General features: G+C 75.2%; 15 protein-coding genes. 13 read left to right on the top strand and 2 right to left on the bottom strand.

Annotated features, from left to right (window positions below; genetic code table 11):
* The first annotated feature begins 4 nt into the window (after positions 1-4).
* The 10 genes from Dfulv_RS23965 to pcaB all read left to right on the top strand — a co-directional run bounded on the left by Dfulv_RS23965 (position 5) and on the right by pcaB (position 11,638).
* The gene (locus Dfulv_RS23965) at positions 5-964 is read left to right on the top strand and encodes an isopenicillin N synthase family dioxygenase (protein WP_259867007.1); all 960 of its coding nucleotides are present in this window, start codon (positions 5-7) and stop codon (positions 962-964) included.
* Entirely contained in the window at positions 957-2,066 is a 1,110-nt protein-coding gene (locus Dfulv_RS23960) for an LLM class flavin-dependent oxidoreductase (RefSeq protein ID WP_259867006.1), read from the top strand. Before Dfulv_RS23965 ends, Dfulv_RS23960 begins: the two co-directional genes overlap by 8 nt.
* The gene (locus Dfulv_RS23955) at positions 2,063-2,923 is read left to right on the top strand and encodes an LLM class flavin-dependent oxidoreductase (RefSeq protein ID WP_259867005.1); all 861 of its coding nucleotides are present in this window, start codon (positions 2,063-2,065) and stop codon (positions 2,921-2,923) included. Before Dfulv_RS23960 ends, Dfulv_RS23955 begins: the two co-directional genes overlap by 4 nt.
* A gap of 3 nt (positions 2,924-2,926) precedes the next feature.
* Positions 2,927-4,093 (top strand): acyltransferase family protein, encoded by a 1,167-nt coding sequence (locus tag Dfulv_RS23950; RefSeq protein WP_259867003.1) that lies wholly within the window; start codon positions 2,927-2,929, stop codon positions 4,091-4,093.
* Positions 4,090-4,947 carry an NAD(P)H-binding protein gene (locus tag Dfulv_RS23945; protein ID WP_259867000.1) on the top strand — a complete coding sequence of 286 codons (858 nt, stop codon included), beginning with the start codon at positions 4,090-4,092 and terminating at the stop codon, positions 4,945-4,947. The genes Dfulv_RS23950 and Dfulv_RS23945 overlap by 4 nt, the downstream gene beginning before the upstream one ends.
* Positions 4,948-5,091: 144 nt before the next feature.
* On the top strand, positions 5,092-5,631 hold the full coding sequence (locus Dfulv_RS23940; protein WP_259866998.1) for an SRPBCC family protein: 540 nt from the start codon (positions 5,092-5,094) through the stop codon (positions 5,629-5,631).
* Between the two features lie 10 nt (positions 5,632-5,641).
* A complete protein-coding gene (locus Dfulv_RS23935; RefSeq protein WP_259866996.1) occupies positions 5,642-7,183 on the top strand; it encodes a class I adenylate-forming enzyme family protein in 1,542 nt (513 codons plus the stop codon).
* Complete coding sequence (locus tag Dfulv_RS23930) at positions 7,180-8,346, top strand: FAD-dependent monooxygenase (protein WP_259866993.1); 1,167 nt, start codon at positions 7,180-7,182, stop codon at positions 8,344-8,346. The genes Dfulv_RS23935 and Dfulv_RS23930 overlap by 4 nt, the downstream gene beginning before the upstream one ends.
* A complete protein-coding gene (locus tag Dfulv_RS23925) occupies positions 8,343-10,265 on the top strand; it encodes an FAD/NAD(P)-binding protein (RefSeq protein ID WP_259866991.1) in 1,923 nt (640 codons plus the stop codon). Before Dfulv_RS23930 ends, Dfulv_RS23925 begins: the two co-directional genes overlap by 4 nt.
* A complete protein-coding gene (pcaB, locus tag Dfulv_RS23920) occupies positions 10,262-11,638 on the top strand; it encodes a nitrosuccinate lyase (RefSeq protein ID WP_259866989.1) in 1,377 nt (458 codons plus the stop codon). The genes Dfulv_RS23925 and pcaB overlap by 4 nt, the downstream gene beginning before the upstream one ends.
* Here the strand turns inward: pcaB and Dfulv_RS23915 are convergent.
* Both Dfulv_RS23915 and Dfulv_RS23910 read right to left on the bottom strand, forming a co-directional pair.
* On the bottom strand, positions 11,635-12,933 hold the full coding sequence (locus tag Dfulv_RS23915) for a hypothetical protein (RefSeq protein ID WP_259866986.1): 1,299 nt from the start codon (positions 12,931-12,933) through the stop codon (positions 11,635-11,637). The genes pcaB and Dfulv_RS23915 overlap by 4 nt on opposite strands.
* A 1,047-nt stretch (positions 12,934-13,980) precedes the next feature.
* Positions 13,981-14,454 carry a GNAT family N-acetyltransferase gene (locus tag Dfulv_RS23910; protein WP_259866984.1) on the bottom strand — a complete coding sequence of 158 codons (474 nt, stop codon included), beginning with the start codon at positions 14,452-14,454 and terminating at the stop codon, positions 13,981-13,983.
* Between the two features lie 234 nt (positions 14,455-14,688).
* Here Dfulv_RS23910 and Dfulv_RS23905 point away from each other — a divergent pair, with 234 nt between their 5' ends.
* The 3 genes from Dfulv_RS23905 to Dfulv_RS23895 are packed head-to-tail and all read left to right on the top strand — an operon-like array spanning position 14,689 to position 16,855.
* On the top strand, positions 14,689-14,865 hold the full coding sequence (locus Dfulv_RS23905) for a hypothetical protein (protein WP_259866981.1): 177 nt from the start codon (positions 14,689-14,691) through the stop codon (positions 14,863-14,865).
* Between the two features lie 3 nt (positions 14,866-14,868).
* The gene (locus Dfulv_RS23900) at positions 14,869-15,609 is read left to right on the top strand and encodes an aminoglycoside adenylyltransferase domain-containing protein (RefSeq protein WP_259866979.1); all 741 of its coding nucleotides are present in this window, start codon (positions 14,869-14,871) and stop codon (positions 15,607-15,609) included.
* A gap of 55 nt (positions 15,610-15,664) precedes the next feature.
* The gene (locus Dfulv_RS23895) at positions 15,665-16,855 is read left to right on the top strand and encodes a cytochrome P450 (protein WP_259866976.1); all 1,191 of its coding nucleotides are present in this window, start codon (positions 15,665-15,667) and stop codon (positions 16,853-16,855) included.
* Positions 16,856-16,901 lie beyond the last annotated feature (46 nt).

Here is a 16,901-nt window from a genome sequence, read left to right as displayed (position 1 = left end):
CAAGATGAGCAGCATCCCCCTGGTCGACCTGGAGCCGTGGTTCTCCGGCTCGCCGGCCGACCGCGCCGCCGTGGCGGCCCAGATCGACCGCTCCCTGCAGGTGTCGGGCTTCCTGCTGGTCACCGGGCACGGCGTGCCGACGGACCTGCGGGACCGCACCCGCGCCGCCGCGCGCCGGTTCTTCGCGCTGCCCGAGGCGCAGAAGCGGCCGTACGCGGTGCCGGTCGGCGGCCGCGGCTGGCTCGCCCCCGGTGTCGAGGCCAACGGCTACCTCGAGGGCGTGGAGTCGCCGCCGGACCTCAAGGAGTCCTACTCGGTCGGCTCGTCCGTCGAGGCCGACGACCCCGCGGCCGACCTGGACTGGCACCCGGCCAACGTATGGCCGACCGGCGTGCCGGAGCTGGAGGCCGCCGCCCGCGAGTACATGGACCGCATGCGGGCGCTGTCCGACGACCTGCTGACGATCTTCGCGGCCGCGCTCGACCTGCCCGCGGACCACTTCACCACGCACACGCGGCACCCGAAGTACACGCTGAACATCAACCGGTACCCGCCGCTGGACGAGGTCGGGCCGCCCTCGGACGGGCAGTTCCGGATCGGGCCGCACACCGACTTCGGCACCGTCACCGTGCTGGACCGGGAGCCGGGCGTTGGCGGCCTGCAGGTCTTCACCGCCGACGGCGAATGGGAGGACGCGCCGTACGACCCGGCCGCGTTCACCGTGAACATCGGCGACCTGATGGCCCGCTGGACCGGCGACCGCTGGCGCTCCACCCGCCACCGGGTGCTGCCGCCGCAGGCGAGCGCGCCCGACGAGGACCTGGTCTCGCTGGTGTTCTTCTACGTCAGCGACCGCGACGCGCGCATCGCCTCCCTCGCCCCGCCGATCGGCAGCGTGGAGTACCCGGAGATCTCGGCGTCGCAGTACCTCTACGAGAAGATCCGGGCGATCAGCGTTGGCTGAGCCGCCGCTGTACCTCGCCGTCGCGCTCGACGGCGCCGGCTGGCACCCCGCGGCCTGGCGGCTCCCCGCCGCCCGCCCCGGCGACCTGCTGACCGCCGACTACTGGGTCGACCTGGTCCGCGAGGCCGAGCGCGGCCTGCTCGACTTCGTCACCATCGAGGACTCGGTCGGGCTGCAGACCTCCCACTACGACGGCCCGGACGGCCGTGTCGACCAGGTCCGCGGCCGGCTCGACGCGGTCCTGGTCGCCGCGCGGGTGGCCCCGGCGACGACCCGGATCGGGCTGGTGCCGACCGCGACCGTCACCCACACCGAGCCGTTCCACGTCGCCCGGTCGATCGCGGCCCTCGACCACCTCAGCGGCGGCCGGGCCGGCTGGCGGCCCCAGGCGTCGAACCGCGCCAACGAGGCCGCGCACTTCGGCCGCCGCACCCTGCCCCGGTTCACCATCGCCGACTTCGACCGGCCGGACATCGCCCCGGTCGTCACGGCCCTGTTCGACGAGACCGGCGACCACGTCGAGGTGGTCCGGCGGCTCTGGGACGGCGGGCCGGTCGGCTTCACCGGCCGCTGGTTCGACGTCGCCGGGCCGGGTGTGCCACCCCGGCCGCCCCAGGGCCACCCGCCGGTGATGGTCCTCGCGCACGCCACGATCCCGTACCGGCTGGCGGCCCGCGCCGCCGACGTCGTCTGGATCACCGCCTTCGACACCGGCCGGGTCCGGCAGATCGTCGCCGAGATCCGCGCCGCGCAGGTGGCGGCCGGGCGCGGCGACCGGCCGCTGCACATCTTCGGCGACCTCGTGGTGTTCCTCGACAAGGGCCGCCGCGACCACCTCGACGAGCTCGCCGGTGCGGAGTTCGCCACCGACACGCTCGTCTTCGCGGGCTCCCCCGCCGACCTCGCCGACCTCATGCAGGAGTGGCGGGAGGCCGGGGTGACCGGGTTCCGGCTGCGCCCCGGCGCGATCCCCGACGACCTCGTGGCGATCACCCGCGACCTGACCGCGGAGCTGCGCCGCCGGGGCGCCTTCAAAACGGCGTACCCGCCGGGGACGCTGCGCGAGGCCCTGCACCTGCCGGCGGCCGGAGGTGCGCGATGACCGTGGTGCGCCTCGCCGCGCGGCTGTCGGAGGACTGGCACGCCGACGCGGTCGCCGCCGATCGGGCCGGCTTCGACTTCGTCCTCGCCGACGACGACCCGGACCGGGCGGCACGACCGGAGCCGCTCACCCTCCTCGCCGCGCTCGCCGGCGCGACCCGTGACGTGGGGCTCGTCGCCGCGGTGTCGACGGACTTCACCGAGCCGTACGAGGTGGCCCGGCAGCTCGCCAGCCTCGACCACCTCAGCGGCGGCCGGGCCGGCTGGCTCGCCCGCTGGGACCTGTTCCGGCCCGGCGACTTCCGCCGCGGCACCGCGGCGCAGGGCGGCGCCGAGCGGGCCGCGCGGTTCGTCGGCGCGGCCTGGACGCTGCTCGACGCGTGGCACGGCGACGAGGTCGTCGCCGACCGCGCCCGCGGCGTCCACGTCACCCGGCCCGACGTCGGCGCGTTCCGGCACCGCGACGCCGACTTCGACATCACCGGGCAGTTCAACGTGCCGCGCAGCCCGCAGGGCCGCCCGGTGCTGTTCGTCCCCGCCGGCGCGGGGCCGCACGTCACGCCCCTCGCCGACGTCGTCCTCGGCGACCGGCCGCACCCGCTCGCCTTCGCCCCGCTGCGGGTGGACCTCGCCGCGGCCGGCGGTCCGGCGGCCGTCGCGGCGCGGCTCGTCGAGCGCGTCGCGGCCGGTGAGTGCGCCGGGTTCGTCCTCGACCCGCACGGCGGGTGCGGTGTCGCCGAGTTCGCGGCACAGGTCGTACCGCTGCTGCCGGAGCGTGCCCGGTCACCGCACGGCACCCTCCGGGCCCGGCTCGGCCTGCCACCCCTGCCATTCACAGCCCTCCACACAGGACGGTGATCGATGACCACCCCCGACCGGCCCTCCCGGCTGCCCTCGCTGACGGGCTTACGGTTCCCAGCGGCCCTGCTCGTCTTCGTGTACCACGCGTCGCTGCAGTTGCCGAGCACCAGCCTCTTCGCCGACCAGGGCCTCGCGGGCGGCTTCGCCACGGCGGGGGCCCAGCTCGGCGCGCTCGGCGTCACGTTCTTCTTCGTGCTCAGCGGCTTCGTGCTGACCTGGTCGGCGCGTGAGCACGACACGCCCAGGGCGTTCTGGCGCCGCCGGCTGGTGAAGATCTACCCGAACTACGTGGTCGCGTGGATCCTCGCCATGGTGGTGTTCGCGGCCGCGTACACGCCGGCGTGGCAGGCCGTGCTCAACCTGTTCATGCTGCAGGTCTGGGTGCCCGACTTCTTCGTCAACATCAGCGTCAACCCGCCGAGCTGGTCGCTGGGCACGGAGGCGATCTTCTACGCGGCGTTCCCGCTGCTGCTGGTGCTCGCCAACCGGATCCGCGAGGACCGGCTGAAGTACTGGATCGCCGGCACCGTCGCCGGGGTCGTCGCCACCCCGCTCGTGGCCTACCTGGTGTTCCCGTCGACCCCGGGCGTCCCCGGCGGGTGGGAGGCGTCCGAGTCGCAGTACTGGTTCGCGTACTTCCTGCCGCCCGTGCGGCTGCTCGACTTCGCGCTGGGCATCCTGGTCGCCCGCGCCGTCCTCAGTGGACGGTGGCGGGACGTCGGGCTCGGCTGGTCCGCCCTCCTGCTGGCGGTCGCCGTGCCGCTGGCGTCGTTCGTGCCGTACCTGTACGGGCAACGCGCCGTCACCATCGTGCCGATCGTGCTGCTCATCGCCGCGGCGGCGACCGCCGACGCGCAGGGCCGGTTCACGCCGTTCCGCGGCCGGGCCGCCCGCTGGCTCGGCGAGATCTCCTTCGCCTTCTACCTGCTGCACTTCATCGTCCTGGCCGCCGGGCGGTCGCTGCTCGGCCGCACGTTCGGCACCCCGGCCGCGATCGCGCTGCTCGCCGCCGAGCTCGCCGTGTCGATCGCGCTGGCCGCGCTGCTCTACACCGCCGTGGAGCGGCCGATCACCCGCCGCTTCTCCACCGCCCGCCGCGCCGCGGTCGTGCCGCAGCAGCGGCAGCCCGCTCTCACCGTCGAGCACTCAGGAGGTCCCAGCAGATGACCGTCACCGATCCCGTCCTCGTCTTCGGCGGCGGCGGCCAGGTCGGCCGCGCCGTCGTCGACGAGCTGCTCGCCGCCGGTGTCCGGGTCCGGGCGACCGGCCGCGACCCGGGCCGCCTCGAGCTGCCCGCCGCCGTCGAGACCGTCCGCGCCGACCTGACCGTCCCCGAGAGCCTGCCGGCCGCCCTGGCGGGCGTCCGCAAGGTGTTCCTCTACGCGGTGCCGCAGGGCGTCGACGCGTTCGTCGCGGCGGCCCGGTCCGCCGGGGTCGAGCACGTGGTGCTGCTGTCGTCCGACACCGTGCTGGACCGGATCCCGGCCCGCAAGGCGATCGCCGACATGCACCGCGTCGTCGAGCAGGCGCTGGACGCCTCAGGTCTGGCGACGACGTATCTGCGGCCGGACAACTTCGCGAGCAACGTGCTGTTGTGGGGCTGGGACAGGTCGATCCGGGCCGAGGGCGTGGTCCGGTTCCCGTATCCGGAGTCGCACAGCGACGCGATCCACGAGCGCGACATCGCCGCCGTGGCCGCCGCGGCGTTGACGACTCCGGGCCACGAGGGCGCGCGGTACCTCATCACCGGCCCGGAGTCGGTGACCCAGCGCCGGCAGGCGGAGCTGATCGCCGAGGCGACGGGCCGCCCGGTCCGCGTGGCGGAACTGACCCCGGATCAGGGCCGGGCCGAGCTGGCCCGGATCGTGCCGGAGTGGGTGATCGAGGCGACGATAGGCTACTGGGCGGCGACGGACGGCGTGCCGTATGAGGTGACGGACGTGGTCGAACGCGTGACCGGCCGCCCGGCACGGACGTTCGCCGAGTGGGCCCACGACCACGCGGCGGACTTCCTCCCGTAGCACGTGTCGGACCCGTTGAGCCCGCGGCCGATCGGCGGCCGCGGGCTTGACGGGTTTCGTCGCGCTTCGATCGGCCGGCGCGGACCTGACGGACCAGCGGCCGGGCCTTTGACCGCACAAAACGCTGCCCCACAACATCTTCGCATGGCCGAAACTCTGAGCGGTCCACCGCTTTTCCAGGCCCGCGCCGATCTCCACGTCGCCGCGCGGCCCGAAGAAATCTACGCCGTCGTCAGTGATCTGCCGCGCAGCGGCGAATGGAGCACCGAGTGCACCGGCGGCCGCTGGATCGCCGGCACGCCGGGCAGTGTCGGTGCCGTCTTCCAGGGCGAGAACCTGCGCGGCGAGGACGTCGTCGCCTGGGCGCCCGTCGTACGGGGCACCTGGACGACCGAGGCCGAGGTCGTCGCCGCCGAGCCGGGCAAGGCCTTCCGCTGGGCGATGCGGGACAGCGCCGGTCGCACGCAGGACAGCGTGTGGTCGTTCGAGGTCGAGCCGGACGGGGACGGGTCGACGCTCGTCCACCACTTCCGCATGGGGCGGCCCACCGAGGGCATCCGCAAGATCACCGCGGACATGGACGAGGCGGAGCGCACACGGTTCTTCGCCGAGTGGGGTACCAAGGTCCAGTCGGACCTGGCGGACACCCTGCAACGGGTCAAAGTGGTCATCGAGAAGGCGTGACGGAGGACGCATGTTCCTGCAGCGCATCGGCAACCGCGGCATCCGGCTCGGCACGCTGTTCGAGCGGGCCGCGCACCGCCACCCCGACAACGTCGTGGTCCTCGACCACGACCTCGCCATCGCGCCGCATCTCGGCCGGCGCACGACCGTCGCACAGATCGCCGGGCTCGTCGCCGACGCGGCGTCACGGCTGTGGGCGGCGGGTGTGCGCACCGGGGACCGGGTGGTGGTCTACAAGACCAACGGCTTCGACATCACCCTGCTCGCCTGCGCCATCGCGCGCATCGGTGCGGTACCGGTGCTGCTCTCCCCGAAGCTCGACGGCGCCACGGTCGCCGAGCTGGTGCGCCGGGTGGAGCGGCCGTTCCTGCTCACCGACCGGGCCAAGCTTGACCACGACCTCCCGTCCGACATCGCCGCGCACGCCGGCGGGGTGCTCGACGCGGTGCGGCTGTTCGAGCGCGCCGAGGTCCCCGAGCAGCCGGCGGTCACGGTACCGCCGGAGCACCCCACGCTGGTGACCCACACGTCCGGCACGACGGGCGTGCCGAAGCTGGCCGTCCACACCGGACGGACGCTGCAGGCGCGGCACCGGCCGCAGGCGTCGGTCGCCGCGCTCGTCCGCCGCCGGCGGCCGGTCGCCATCCACGTGTCGTTCGTGCACTCGCGGCTGTTCACCGCGCTCTCGATCACGCTGCTGCGCGGGTTCCCGCTCGTCGTGCTCGCCGACGACGACCCGCGCCTGGTCGCGGACCTGTTCGCCGAGGTGCGCCCCGGCGTGCTGGAGGCGCACCCGAACACGTTCATGCGGTGGGAGGAGCTCGCGGACGACCCGCGCCGGCCGCTGGCGAGCGTGAAGTACTTCAGCAGCACGTTCGACGCGATCCACCCGCGGACCGTGCACCGCATGCTGGGTGCGTCCGGTCACCGGTTCCCGGTGTTCGGGCAGTTGTACGGCCAGAGCGAGGTCGGCCCCGTCGTCGCACGCGCCTTCACCAGACAGCGCGCGCTCGACGCCGACGGCCGGTGCGTCGGCCGTCCCTTCCCCGGCATGACCGACGTGCGGGTGGTGAGCCGCGACGGCCGGCGGGTGACCGCGTCGTCGCCCGGCTTCATCGAGGTGCGCACCGACGGGCGGGTCCTGACGTACCTCGGCGAGCAGCAACGCTACGACGGCCAGCGCGACGGCTCCTGGTGGCGGATGGGCGACCTGGGCTACCGGACCCGCTGGGGCTGCCTGCACCTGCTCGACCGCGAGGTCGACGAGATCCCCGGCTTCGGCAGCACGCTCGCCGCCGAGGACCACCTCTTCGCCCGGCTCGACGAGCTCGCCGAGGTCATCATCGTGCCCGGCACCGACGGCGCGCCGGTCCCGGTGGTGTGCACGAAGGACGACCGGCCGCTGGACCGGGCCGCGTGGCGCTCCGCGGTGTCCGCGCTGCCGGCGATGGCGGAGCCGGTGCAGTGGCGCCTCGCCGACCTGCCGCAGACGGCCACCACCAAGATCAAGCGTCTGGAGCTGGCCCGCCTGCTGGGGAGCGCGGACCGGTGAGCGAACACGTCGTCGTCGTGGGTGGCGGGATCGGCGGGCTCGCGCTCGCGCTGGCCGTCGCCGCCCGCGGCCACCGCGCGACCGTGCTGGAGCGCAGCGCCGAGTTCGCCGAGCTCGGCGCCGGGATCCAGCTGGCGCCGAACGGCATCCACGCACTGGACCGGCTGGGGCTCGGCACGGCGGTGCGGGCGATCGCCACGCCGATGGACGAGCTGCGGTTCATGGACGGCGTCACCGGCGCGCACGTGGTGAGCATGCCGCTGACCGGGCAGTACCAGCGCCGCTTCGGCAGTTCCTACGTCGTCGTGCACCGCGGCCACCTGTACGGCCTGCTGCTCGACGCCTGCCGCGCCGCCCCCGGCGTCGAGCTGCGCGCCGCCAGCCCCGTCGTCGGGTACGCGCAGGACGCCACCGGCGCCACCGCGGTCCTCGCGACCGGCGCCCGGGTCACCGGCACCGTGCTCGTCGGGGCCGACGGCATCCGCTCCGCGATCCGCGAGCAGCTCGTCGGCGACGGCGAGCCCAGGGTCTCCGGCATCACGGTGTACCGCTCGATCATCCCCATCGAAGAGGTACCGGCACCGCTGCGGACCGCCGCGGTGACCTGGTGGGCCGGGCCGAAGTGCCACTTCGTGCACTACCCGATCGGCGGCGGCCGGTTCCTCAACCTCGCGGCGAGCAGCGACGACGGCGTGACCGAGGCGTTCGCCGGCATCCCGGCGACGACCGAGCGGGTGCGCCGGGAGTTCCGCCGGCTGCCGGCCGCCCGGCACCTGCTCGACCTCGGCCGCGACTGGCGCGCCTGGGTGCTCGTGGACCGCGAGCCGGTCGACGAGTGGTGCGACGGCCGGGTGACGCTGCTCGGCGACGCCGCCCACCCGATGCTGCACTACGCGGCCCAGGGTGCCTGCCAGGCGCTCGAGGACGCGGTACTGCTGGCGGAGCTGGTCGAGCGGGGCCCGGCAGGGCTCGCGGAGTACCGGGACCGCCGGCGCGGCCGGACGGCGGCGATCCAGCGCATCTCGCGGGAGAGCATCCGGCTGTGGCACCCGGCCGGCGACGCGGCGGCGGCCCGCAACCGGCTGCTCGCCGCGATGACGGCCGAGCAGTTGCACGACGAGGTCGCGTGGATGCACGAGGAACGGATCGGAGCGGTGCGGTGAACGACGGACGGTTCCATCTCTGCATCATCGGCGCCGGGCCCCGCGGGCTGTCGGTGCTGGAGCGGCTGTGCGCGCAGGAGCGGCACGAGCCGCGGTTCACGGCCGTGACCGTGCACGTCGTCGACGCGACGGAGCCCGGTGCGGGGGCGGTCTGGCGCACGGACCAGTCGCGGCTGCTGCTCACCAACACGGTCGCCGCGCAGATCACCGTCTACACCGACCGCACCGCGCGGATCGACGGCCCGATCGAGCCGGGCCCGAGCCTCTACGACTGGGCGAGGCAGCTCGCGCTGCTCGGCCCGATCGGCGGCGCCGACGACAGAACCCTGGCGGAGGCGCAGCGACTCGGGCCCGACGACTACCCGAGCCGGGCCCTCTACGGCCGGTACCTCGCCGACAGCTTCGCCGGTGTCGTCGCGGCCGCCCCGGCGCACGTGACGGTCCGGGTGCACCGGTCGCGGGCGGTGGCGATCGCCGACACCAGCGGCGTGCCGGGCGGGCCGCAGGGCGTGCGCCTCGCCGACGGCACCCGGCTGCACCACCTCGACGCGGTCGTCCTGGCGCAGGGGCACGTGCCGTCGCTGCTGCCGCCGGCGCAGGCCCGTGCGGCGAGCCTCGCGCGGGTCCACCGGCTCACGTACCTCACCCAGGCCAACCCCGCCGACGTCGACCTCGACGCCCTGGAACCGGGTGCGCCGGTGCTGATCCGCGGGCTGGGGCTGAACTTCTTCGACTACCTGGCCCTGCTGACGGCCGGCCGCGGCGGGCGCTTCGAGCGGGAGGGCGGTCGGCTGCGGTACGTCCCGAGCGGCCGCGAGCCGCGCCTGTTCGCCGGTTCGCGGCGCGGGGTGCCGTCGCACGCCCGGGGCGAGAACGAGAAGGGCGCGTCGGGCCGGCACACGCCGCGGGTCCTCACGCCCGAGGTGATCGCACGGCTGCGGGAACGGCACGGCACGCTGCGGTTCGGCCGCGACCTGTGGCCGCTCGTCGCCGCCGAGGTGGAGAGCGTGTACTACGCGACGCTGCTGCAGCCCGGCGACCGGGCGGCGTTCACCGCCCGATACCTCGCCGACCCGGCGGGCCTGCTCGACGAGCACGGCGTCGCGGCGGCGGACCGCTGGGACTGGGAGCGGCTGGCCCGGCCGGCCGGGCGGCGCCGCTTCGCCGGGCGGGCCGAGTTCCGCGCCTGGGCGCTGGAGTACCTGGCGCGCGACGTCGGGCAGGCCCGGCTCGGCAACGTCAGCGGGCCGCTCAAGGCCGCCCTGGACGTCCTGCGGGACCTGCGCAACGAGATCCGCCTCGTGGTCGACCACGGCGGGCTCGACGGCGACTCGTACCGCGACGAGCTCACCGCCTGGTACACGCCGTTCAACGCGTTCCTGTCGATCGGCCCGCCCGCGTCGCGGGTCGAGGAGCTCGCCGCCGTCATCGAGAGCGGCGTGGTGGAGCTGACCGGGCCCGGCACCCAGATCCTCGTGGACACCGAGGATCCGGCGTTCGTCGCCGTGTCGGCGGCGGTGCCGGACGAGCCGGTGCGGGCCGCGGCCCTCGTCGAGGCGCGGCTGCACGACGTCGACCTGCGCCGGACGGCGGATCCGCTGCTGCGGCACATGCTCGACACCGAGCAGTGCCGGCCGTACCGCATCCCGTGTGCCGGCGGCGGCTTCCACGAGACCGGTGGCCTCGCGGTCACCCGGCGCCCGTACCACGTCGTCGACGGGCAGGGGCAGCCCCATCCGCGCCGGTTCGCGTACGGCGTGCCGACCGAGTCCGTCCACTGGGTCACTGCGGCCGGCATCCGGCCCGGCGTCGACTCGGTGACCCTCGGCGACGCCGACGCGATCGCGGCCGCGGTCCGGGACCTGGCGCCGGCGTCCGTGCCGCGGTCCGCTCCCTCGTTCACGGGGGTGGTGGTGTGAGTACGGGCCTGCTGAGCCCCGTCAGCGCCGGGACGCCCGTGGAGGCGCTCGTCAGCGACCGGGCCTGGCTCCAGGCGATGCTCGACGCGGAGGCGGCGCTCGCCCGGGCCCAGGCCCGGCTGGGCCGCCTGCCGGCGCAGGCCGCCGCCGTCATCACGCGCACGGCTCGTGCCGAGCTGTTCGACACGCGGGCGCTCGCGGTCGCGGCCCGGGCGACCGCGAACCCGGTCGTCGGGCTGGTCGCGGCGCTCACCGCGCGGGTGGCCGAGGTCGACCCGCCGTCCGCCGAGTACGTGCACCGCGGCTCCACCAGCCAGGACATCCTCGACACCGGCGCGATGCTGGTCGCGGCGCGGGTGCTGCGGCTGGTCCGCGACGACCTGGCCCGCACCGCGGGTGCGCTGGCCGCGCTGGCGGCGGCGCACCGCGACACCCCGGTCGCCGGCCGGACCCTGGCGCTGCACGCGGTGCCGACGACGTTCGGGCTGAAGGCGGCCGGCTGGCGGCAGCTGGTCCTGGACGCCGACACGCGGCTGGCCCGGCTCCTCGACGGCGGCCTGCCGGTCTCGCTGGGCGGCGCCGCCGGGACGCTCGCCGGCTACCTCGAGTACGCGCGTGTCGACGGCGGGGCGCCCGCGTCGTACGCAGCCGACCTGGCGGCCGCGTTCGCCGACGAGACCGGCCTCGCCCGCCCGGCCCTCCCCTGGCACGCGCTGCGCACCCCGGTCGCCGACCTGGGCGCGGCGCTCGGCTTCACCGCGGGCGCGCTGGGCAAGTTCGCGGTCGACGTGCTGACGCTGGCGCGGACCGAGATCGGCGAGGTCGTGGAGCCGGCCGGCGGCGCCTCCTCGGCGATGCCGCACAAGCGCAACCCGGTCCTCGCGACGCTGGTGCGGTCCGCGGCCCTGCAGGTGCCGGTGCTGGCGACGGGCCTGACGCAGGCGCTGCTCGGCGAGGACGAGCGCTCGGCGGGCGGCTGGCACGCGGAGTGGCCGCTGCTGCGGGAGGCGTTACGGTTGACCGGCGGCGCCGCGCACACGGCGGCGGCCCTGGCGGAGGGCCTGGAGCCGCGCCCGGACCGGATGCGCGACAACCTGGCCCGCACCGGCGGCCAGGTGGTGTCGGAACGCCTGGCGGCGGTGCTGACCCCGGCGCTGGGCAAGCCGGAGGCCCGGCGGTTGCTGTCCCGGGCGGCGGCGGAGGCCGACCGGCGGGGCCTGCCGCTCGCCGAGGTGCTGGCGGACGAACCGGCGACGAAGGCGCTGGACCTCGACGACCTGTGCGACCCGTCCCGCTACACGGGCGCCGCCGGCCACCTGGTCGACGGGGCACTGCTCGACGGTCCGACCGCAGGGCGCCGAGCCGGTGCCTAGCTGTGCGGGGCGGGGGCCTGCCAGGTCAGCAGCTGCTCGGAGAAGTCGGCCGGCACCGCCAGCAGGACGGTCCGCTCCCGGTTCGACGCCACGTCCTCGAGGATCGCGGCCGAGTCGAAGCCGTTCGCACGGACCGGCATCCTGGTCCAGAGTGCACCGTCCACTGTGTACCACACCATGACGGACCGTTCCCGGCCCTCGTCGGCATACGTGTTGCCCACCGCGAGAAAGCCGTTGCCCCAGCGGTGGACGGCGTTGACCTCGCGCTCCTCGGCGGGCACCACCCCGGCGTCCGGCAGGCGGCCCGGATCCATCGTCCCCGCCTGCCACCCGCCGTCGCCCCGGCGGTACCAGGCCTGCGGCTCCCCCGGCCGCGCCTTGTCCGGCAGCAGCACCGTCGTCGTGCCGTTGCCGGCGAGGTGACCCACGACCGGGACGCCGGTCAGGCCGGCCGTGATGTCCCGCCAGCCGGTGCCGTCCGCCGACTCGTACACCGTCGTCCCCTGGCCGTCGACCGACACGGCCAGGAGGAAACCGGTGGCGGTGACCTCCACGACCGGAAGCGTCGTCGTCCCGGGGCCGGACCGGACGTGCACCGGCGGGACGAAGGAGCGGCCGTCGGGCGAGCTCCAGACGTACACGCCGGGGAAGCGCGGCGGGTTGAGCATGCTGATGCCGGCGACGACGACCCCGCGCGGGCCGGCCGCGATCGTCACCTCCAGGTCGAACTGGTCGCGGACGCGGGTGCCGCCGAGCGGCAGCTGGGCCGCCGTCCACTGCCGGCCGTCCTCGGTCCGCCACACCGTCAGGCCGCGGGAGCCCCAGCCGACGAGATACGCGGCGGAGCCGTGGCCGGCGACCATGCGCAGGCAGCACGAGGCGGGCCGGATCGAGGCCTCGGGTGCCGACGGCTGCCATGTCCGGCCGTCGGCCGAGGCGAAGACCTCGGTGTACCCGTGGACGCCGACGACACCGTTGCCGAGCAGCAGCCCGCCGTCCCACGCCGCCAGCCCGGAGCCCGGCGACGGCAGTCCGGTCAGTGCCGGTCCCCGAGTCCACTGTGGAGGCTCGAACGCCGGCGCGGGTGCGGGTGCGGGCGGCGGCGGGTCGGCCGTGCAGGCGGTGAGGGCCAGCGCCGCGGTCAGCAGGACGGCTTCCAGACCCAGGCGGTGAGGTCGGCGCAGAACTCCCGCGCGGCCGTGGTGGCGGTGTTCCGGAACGGCGGCTTGCCGGCCTCGGGCAGGACCAGCGTTCCCTTGTCGGCTCCGGAGGTCCAGCTGAGCAGCAGGCGCCACTCGACGTCTCCCGTCGTCACGTCGGGGGTGATCAGGAACTGTTCCGGTTCGAGCTGGTCGACACGGTACGGGAACGTCACCGTGCCGGCCTCCGGCACGATCCGCGGCGCCGCGGGATCGAGGTCGAGCCGGTACTTGCGGGGCGTCACCCCGCCCTGGCAGCCGAGCGGGAGGTACACGCCGGCCAGCGGCGGGCGGCGCCGCACCACCTCGACCGTCATCGACTGCAGTATCACGGCCCGGCCGGTCAGGCCCTGCACGGTCACGGTGGCCTCCGCACCGCCGGTGGCGACGCCGCCGTCCGGGGCCCGGTCGGACAGGTACGGGATCGGCGCTGCACCGTGGTCGGGCACCACCCAGCCGGAGCGGCAGCTGACCCCGGCGACCGAGCTCACGGCCGCGACCGGCGGCCCGGAAGGAGCGGCCGGAACACCCGGTCCGCCGGTCGCCGCCGGATCGGACCCACGCGGAGCCGTCCACGTCACGGCGGCCACGGCGATCGCGGTCACCACGCACAGCGCGGCGACGACGAATACCAGCGTCCTGCGCAGCGACGGCAGCCCCAGCCGGGCGACCAGGTCGATCGCCCGGCGCTCCGCGGAGCCGGGGACGAGGCTCAGCAGCTCGGGACGGCCGCTGAGTCCGGCGTCCAGCGCGGTCCGCCCGATCCAGTCGGTCCGCGCGGTGGTCCGCGGCGCCAGTTCGGTCTCGAACCAGCGGATCTCCGCCGGGGTCAGGTCGTGCGGGAGGACGAGGGTCCAGTGGACCATCCCGGCCTGGCGCCGGACGGCGGTCTCCAGGGAGCCGCGGATCTGCCGCTTCTGACCGGCGGAGAGCAGCCCGTCGAAGCTCTTGATCTCGAAGACCCGCTGCCCGCCGTCGACGGGCTGCCGGACGTCGGCGCCGTCGTCACCGCCGCTGCCCTCGACCCGGAACGCGCCCGGATGCGTGCTGACGATCCAGGCGGCGACGAGCCGCTCGAGCTGGCCGGCGGAGAGCTCCGCCCACGGCACCGGGCTGGCCACCCGGCGAGCGTACCGGCCGCGCTCAGCCTTCCTCCGCACGGGTCAGGTGGGCGAGGATGGCGGCACGGGTGGGACGGCGGTCGATCTCCATGTACCGCTCCGCGCCCGCGAGCGGCTCGAAGCCGGAGCGCCGGTACACCTCGTGCGCGTCGCGGGTCGCGAGGACGAACCGCTGGACGCCCGTCGCGGACAGGTCCTCGATCATGCTGTCGACGAGCCAGCCGCCCAGCCCCCGGCCGCGGTGGCCGGAGTCGACGAAGACGTCGCAGATCCAGGCGAACGTCGCCCCGTCCGTCACGACCCGGGCGAACGCCACCTGCTCGGCGCCGTCGAAGACCGAGTACGGCACCGAGCCGGCGATCGAGCGGGCCACGACGTCCCGTTCGCGGCCCGCCGCCCAGTACGACTCCTCCGACAGCCACCGGTGGACCCGGTCGACGTCGACGCGGCCGGGCTCGGTGGTGAGGAGGTAGCCGTTCCGCTCGCGATCAGTCATGCCGGGCATCGTCGCAGGGCGGACCGGGGTGTGGTCGGCCGGTCGCCGCCCGGGTGAACCTGGTCGCAGCGGCACCAGGCGGTCCGATCCCAGGCCGACAGCACCGCCGCGCGGATCGGTTCGAATCGTCCCCGGTCATCGTGCCCTCCTGCCCGGCGCGCGGGCATCACGCGCTCCGCAGTGGGCACGGCGGCGGGGCCGGAACTCATCGGGGGATTTCGGTAGCATCGCCGGATGATCGACGCGGTGACGCCCCTGTCCGACGCGACGTTGATCGGGCTGCGGGTTCCGGTCGTCCTGCTCACCCTCGCGGGCGCCGTGCTCGCGCTCGTCCGGCGACCGGCCCGGCCCGCGCAGCTCCCGCCGCCACCCGGCCACTTCGCCCAGCCGCCGCAGCGCCCGGGCGTCTGAGGGGTGGCGCCGATCGAGGAGATCGCGGCCGGCCTCGCCCGGTCGGCCACCGCGGCGGCCGGTGTGCCGGTGCGCTCGGCGATCCTGCACGGGTCCGTGGCCACCGGCGACTTCCTGCCCGGCCGCAGCGACATCGACCTGCTGCTCGTCGTCGGCGGACCGCTGCCGGACACGGCCGCCGGAGCGCTGGAGCGACTGGTGCGCAACACCGATCCCGGCCCGGCGAGCGGCATCGACCTGCACGTCGTGACCGCCGCCGTGGCCTCCGCGCCGTCCCCGGCACCACCGCTGGAGCTGCACGTCGGGCGGTATGACGGCAGCTCCGTGGGCGTCGAGGTCGAGCGCCGGGTGGCCGCCGCACCGGACCTGCCGGCGGAGCTGTCCATGGCGCGTGCCGACGGCCGCGCCGTCCTCGGCGCCGCCCCGGCCGACGTGCTCGGCCCGGTCCCGGCCGCGTGGGTCCGCGACCGCGGCCGGCACTGGCTGCGGGAGTGGCAGTCACGCACCGGCGACACCGAGGACGCCGCGCACATGGTTCTCACCGCGTGCCGCATCTGGCTGTTCGCCGTGGAGGGCAGGCACAGCGCCAAGACGCCCGCCGCCCGGTGGGCGCTGGAGCGTGACCCGTCACTCACCGCGATCCCGCAGGCGCTGCACCAGTACACGACCGACCCGGCGGCGCCGGTGTCCGAGGCGGGCATCGCGCGGGTCCTGGAGACCGTGCTGCGCGACGACGCGGTTTGACGCTCCGCCGGGCGGGTAGGCGGCGCCGACGAACCCCGGAGGGGAGTGATCGGCGATGACGGCCCCCACGTTGCCCGACCTGTTCACCTGGCTGGAGCAGTCGCGCCGCGACGGCGAGGTCCACTACGACGAGCGGCAGCGCTGCTGGACGGTCCTCGGGCACCCCGAGGTCTCGGCCGTCCTCGGCGACCCGCACACGTTCTCCTCCGACCTGGGCGACCTGCAGCCCCGGCAGGAGGACCTGGACCTGTTCCAGCGCGGCAACTTCGTCCAGATGGACCCGCCCCGCCACGACTCGCTGCGGCGGCTGGTGAGCCGGGCGTTCACGCCGCGGGTGGTGGCCGGCCTGGCGCCGCGCATCACCACGGTCACGTCCGAGCTGCTCGACGAACTGGCCGGCGCGGAGCGGTTCGACCTGGTCGACGACCTGGCGTACCCGCTGCCGGTGATCGTCATCGCCGAACTGCTCGGCATCCCGGCAGCGGACCGGCCGGTGTTCCGGCGGTGGGCCGACGCGCTGTTCGAGCGGCCGGAGGCCGGCCCGGACCAGCCACTGACCCGGATGCTGGACGACCGGAGCGTGCAGGCGGTCGCGGCGGTCATGCGTGAGATGAACGAGTACCTGCTGGAGCACGTGCGGGCGCACCGCGCGACGCCCGGCGACGACCTGACCGGCAACCTGGTGCAGGCCAAGGCCGACGGCGAGCGGCTCTCCGACGAGGAGATCATCGGGTTCGTCGGCCTGCTGCTGCTCGCCGGCCACATCACGACGACCGCGACGCTGGGCAACACGGTGGCCAGCCTCGACGAGCACCCGGACGCGGCGGCCGAGGTCCGGGCCGACCCGGCACTGCTGCCGGACGCGATCGAGGAGGTGCTGCGCCTGCGCACGCCGTTCCCGCGGCTGGCGCGGCGGTCGACCACGGACGCGGTGATCGGCGGCCTGCCGGTCCCGGCGGGTGACGTCGTCGTCGCCTGGCTCGCGGCCGCCAACCGCGACGGCCGGGTCTTCGCCGACCCTTTGCGCTTCGACATCCGCCGCAACCCGAACCCGCACCTCACGTTCGGGCACGGCATCCACTTCTGCATCGGTGCGCCGCTGGCCCGGCTGGAGGCGAGGATCGCGATGGAGGTGTTGCTGCGGCGGTACCGCGAGATCGCCGTCGACACCGCCGCGTCGGTGTACCGCAACCCGTGGGTGATGCTCACCCCGACGAAGCTCCCGGTGTCGGTCGTCCCGGCCTAGGCCACGTTCGCCAGGCCGCGGTGGCGGGCCTCCCCGGCCAACTCGG

The sequence above is a fragment of the Dactylosporangium fulvum genome (assembly GCF_025137375.1).
Classification (GTDB): Bacteria; Actinomycetota; Actinomycetes; order Mycobacteriales; family Micromonosporaceae; genus Dactylosporangium; species Dactylosporangium fulvum.
The sequence above is the reverse complement of the archived record's forward strand: the minus strand, read 5'-3'. Positions and strand labels throughout refer to the sequence as shown.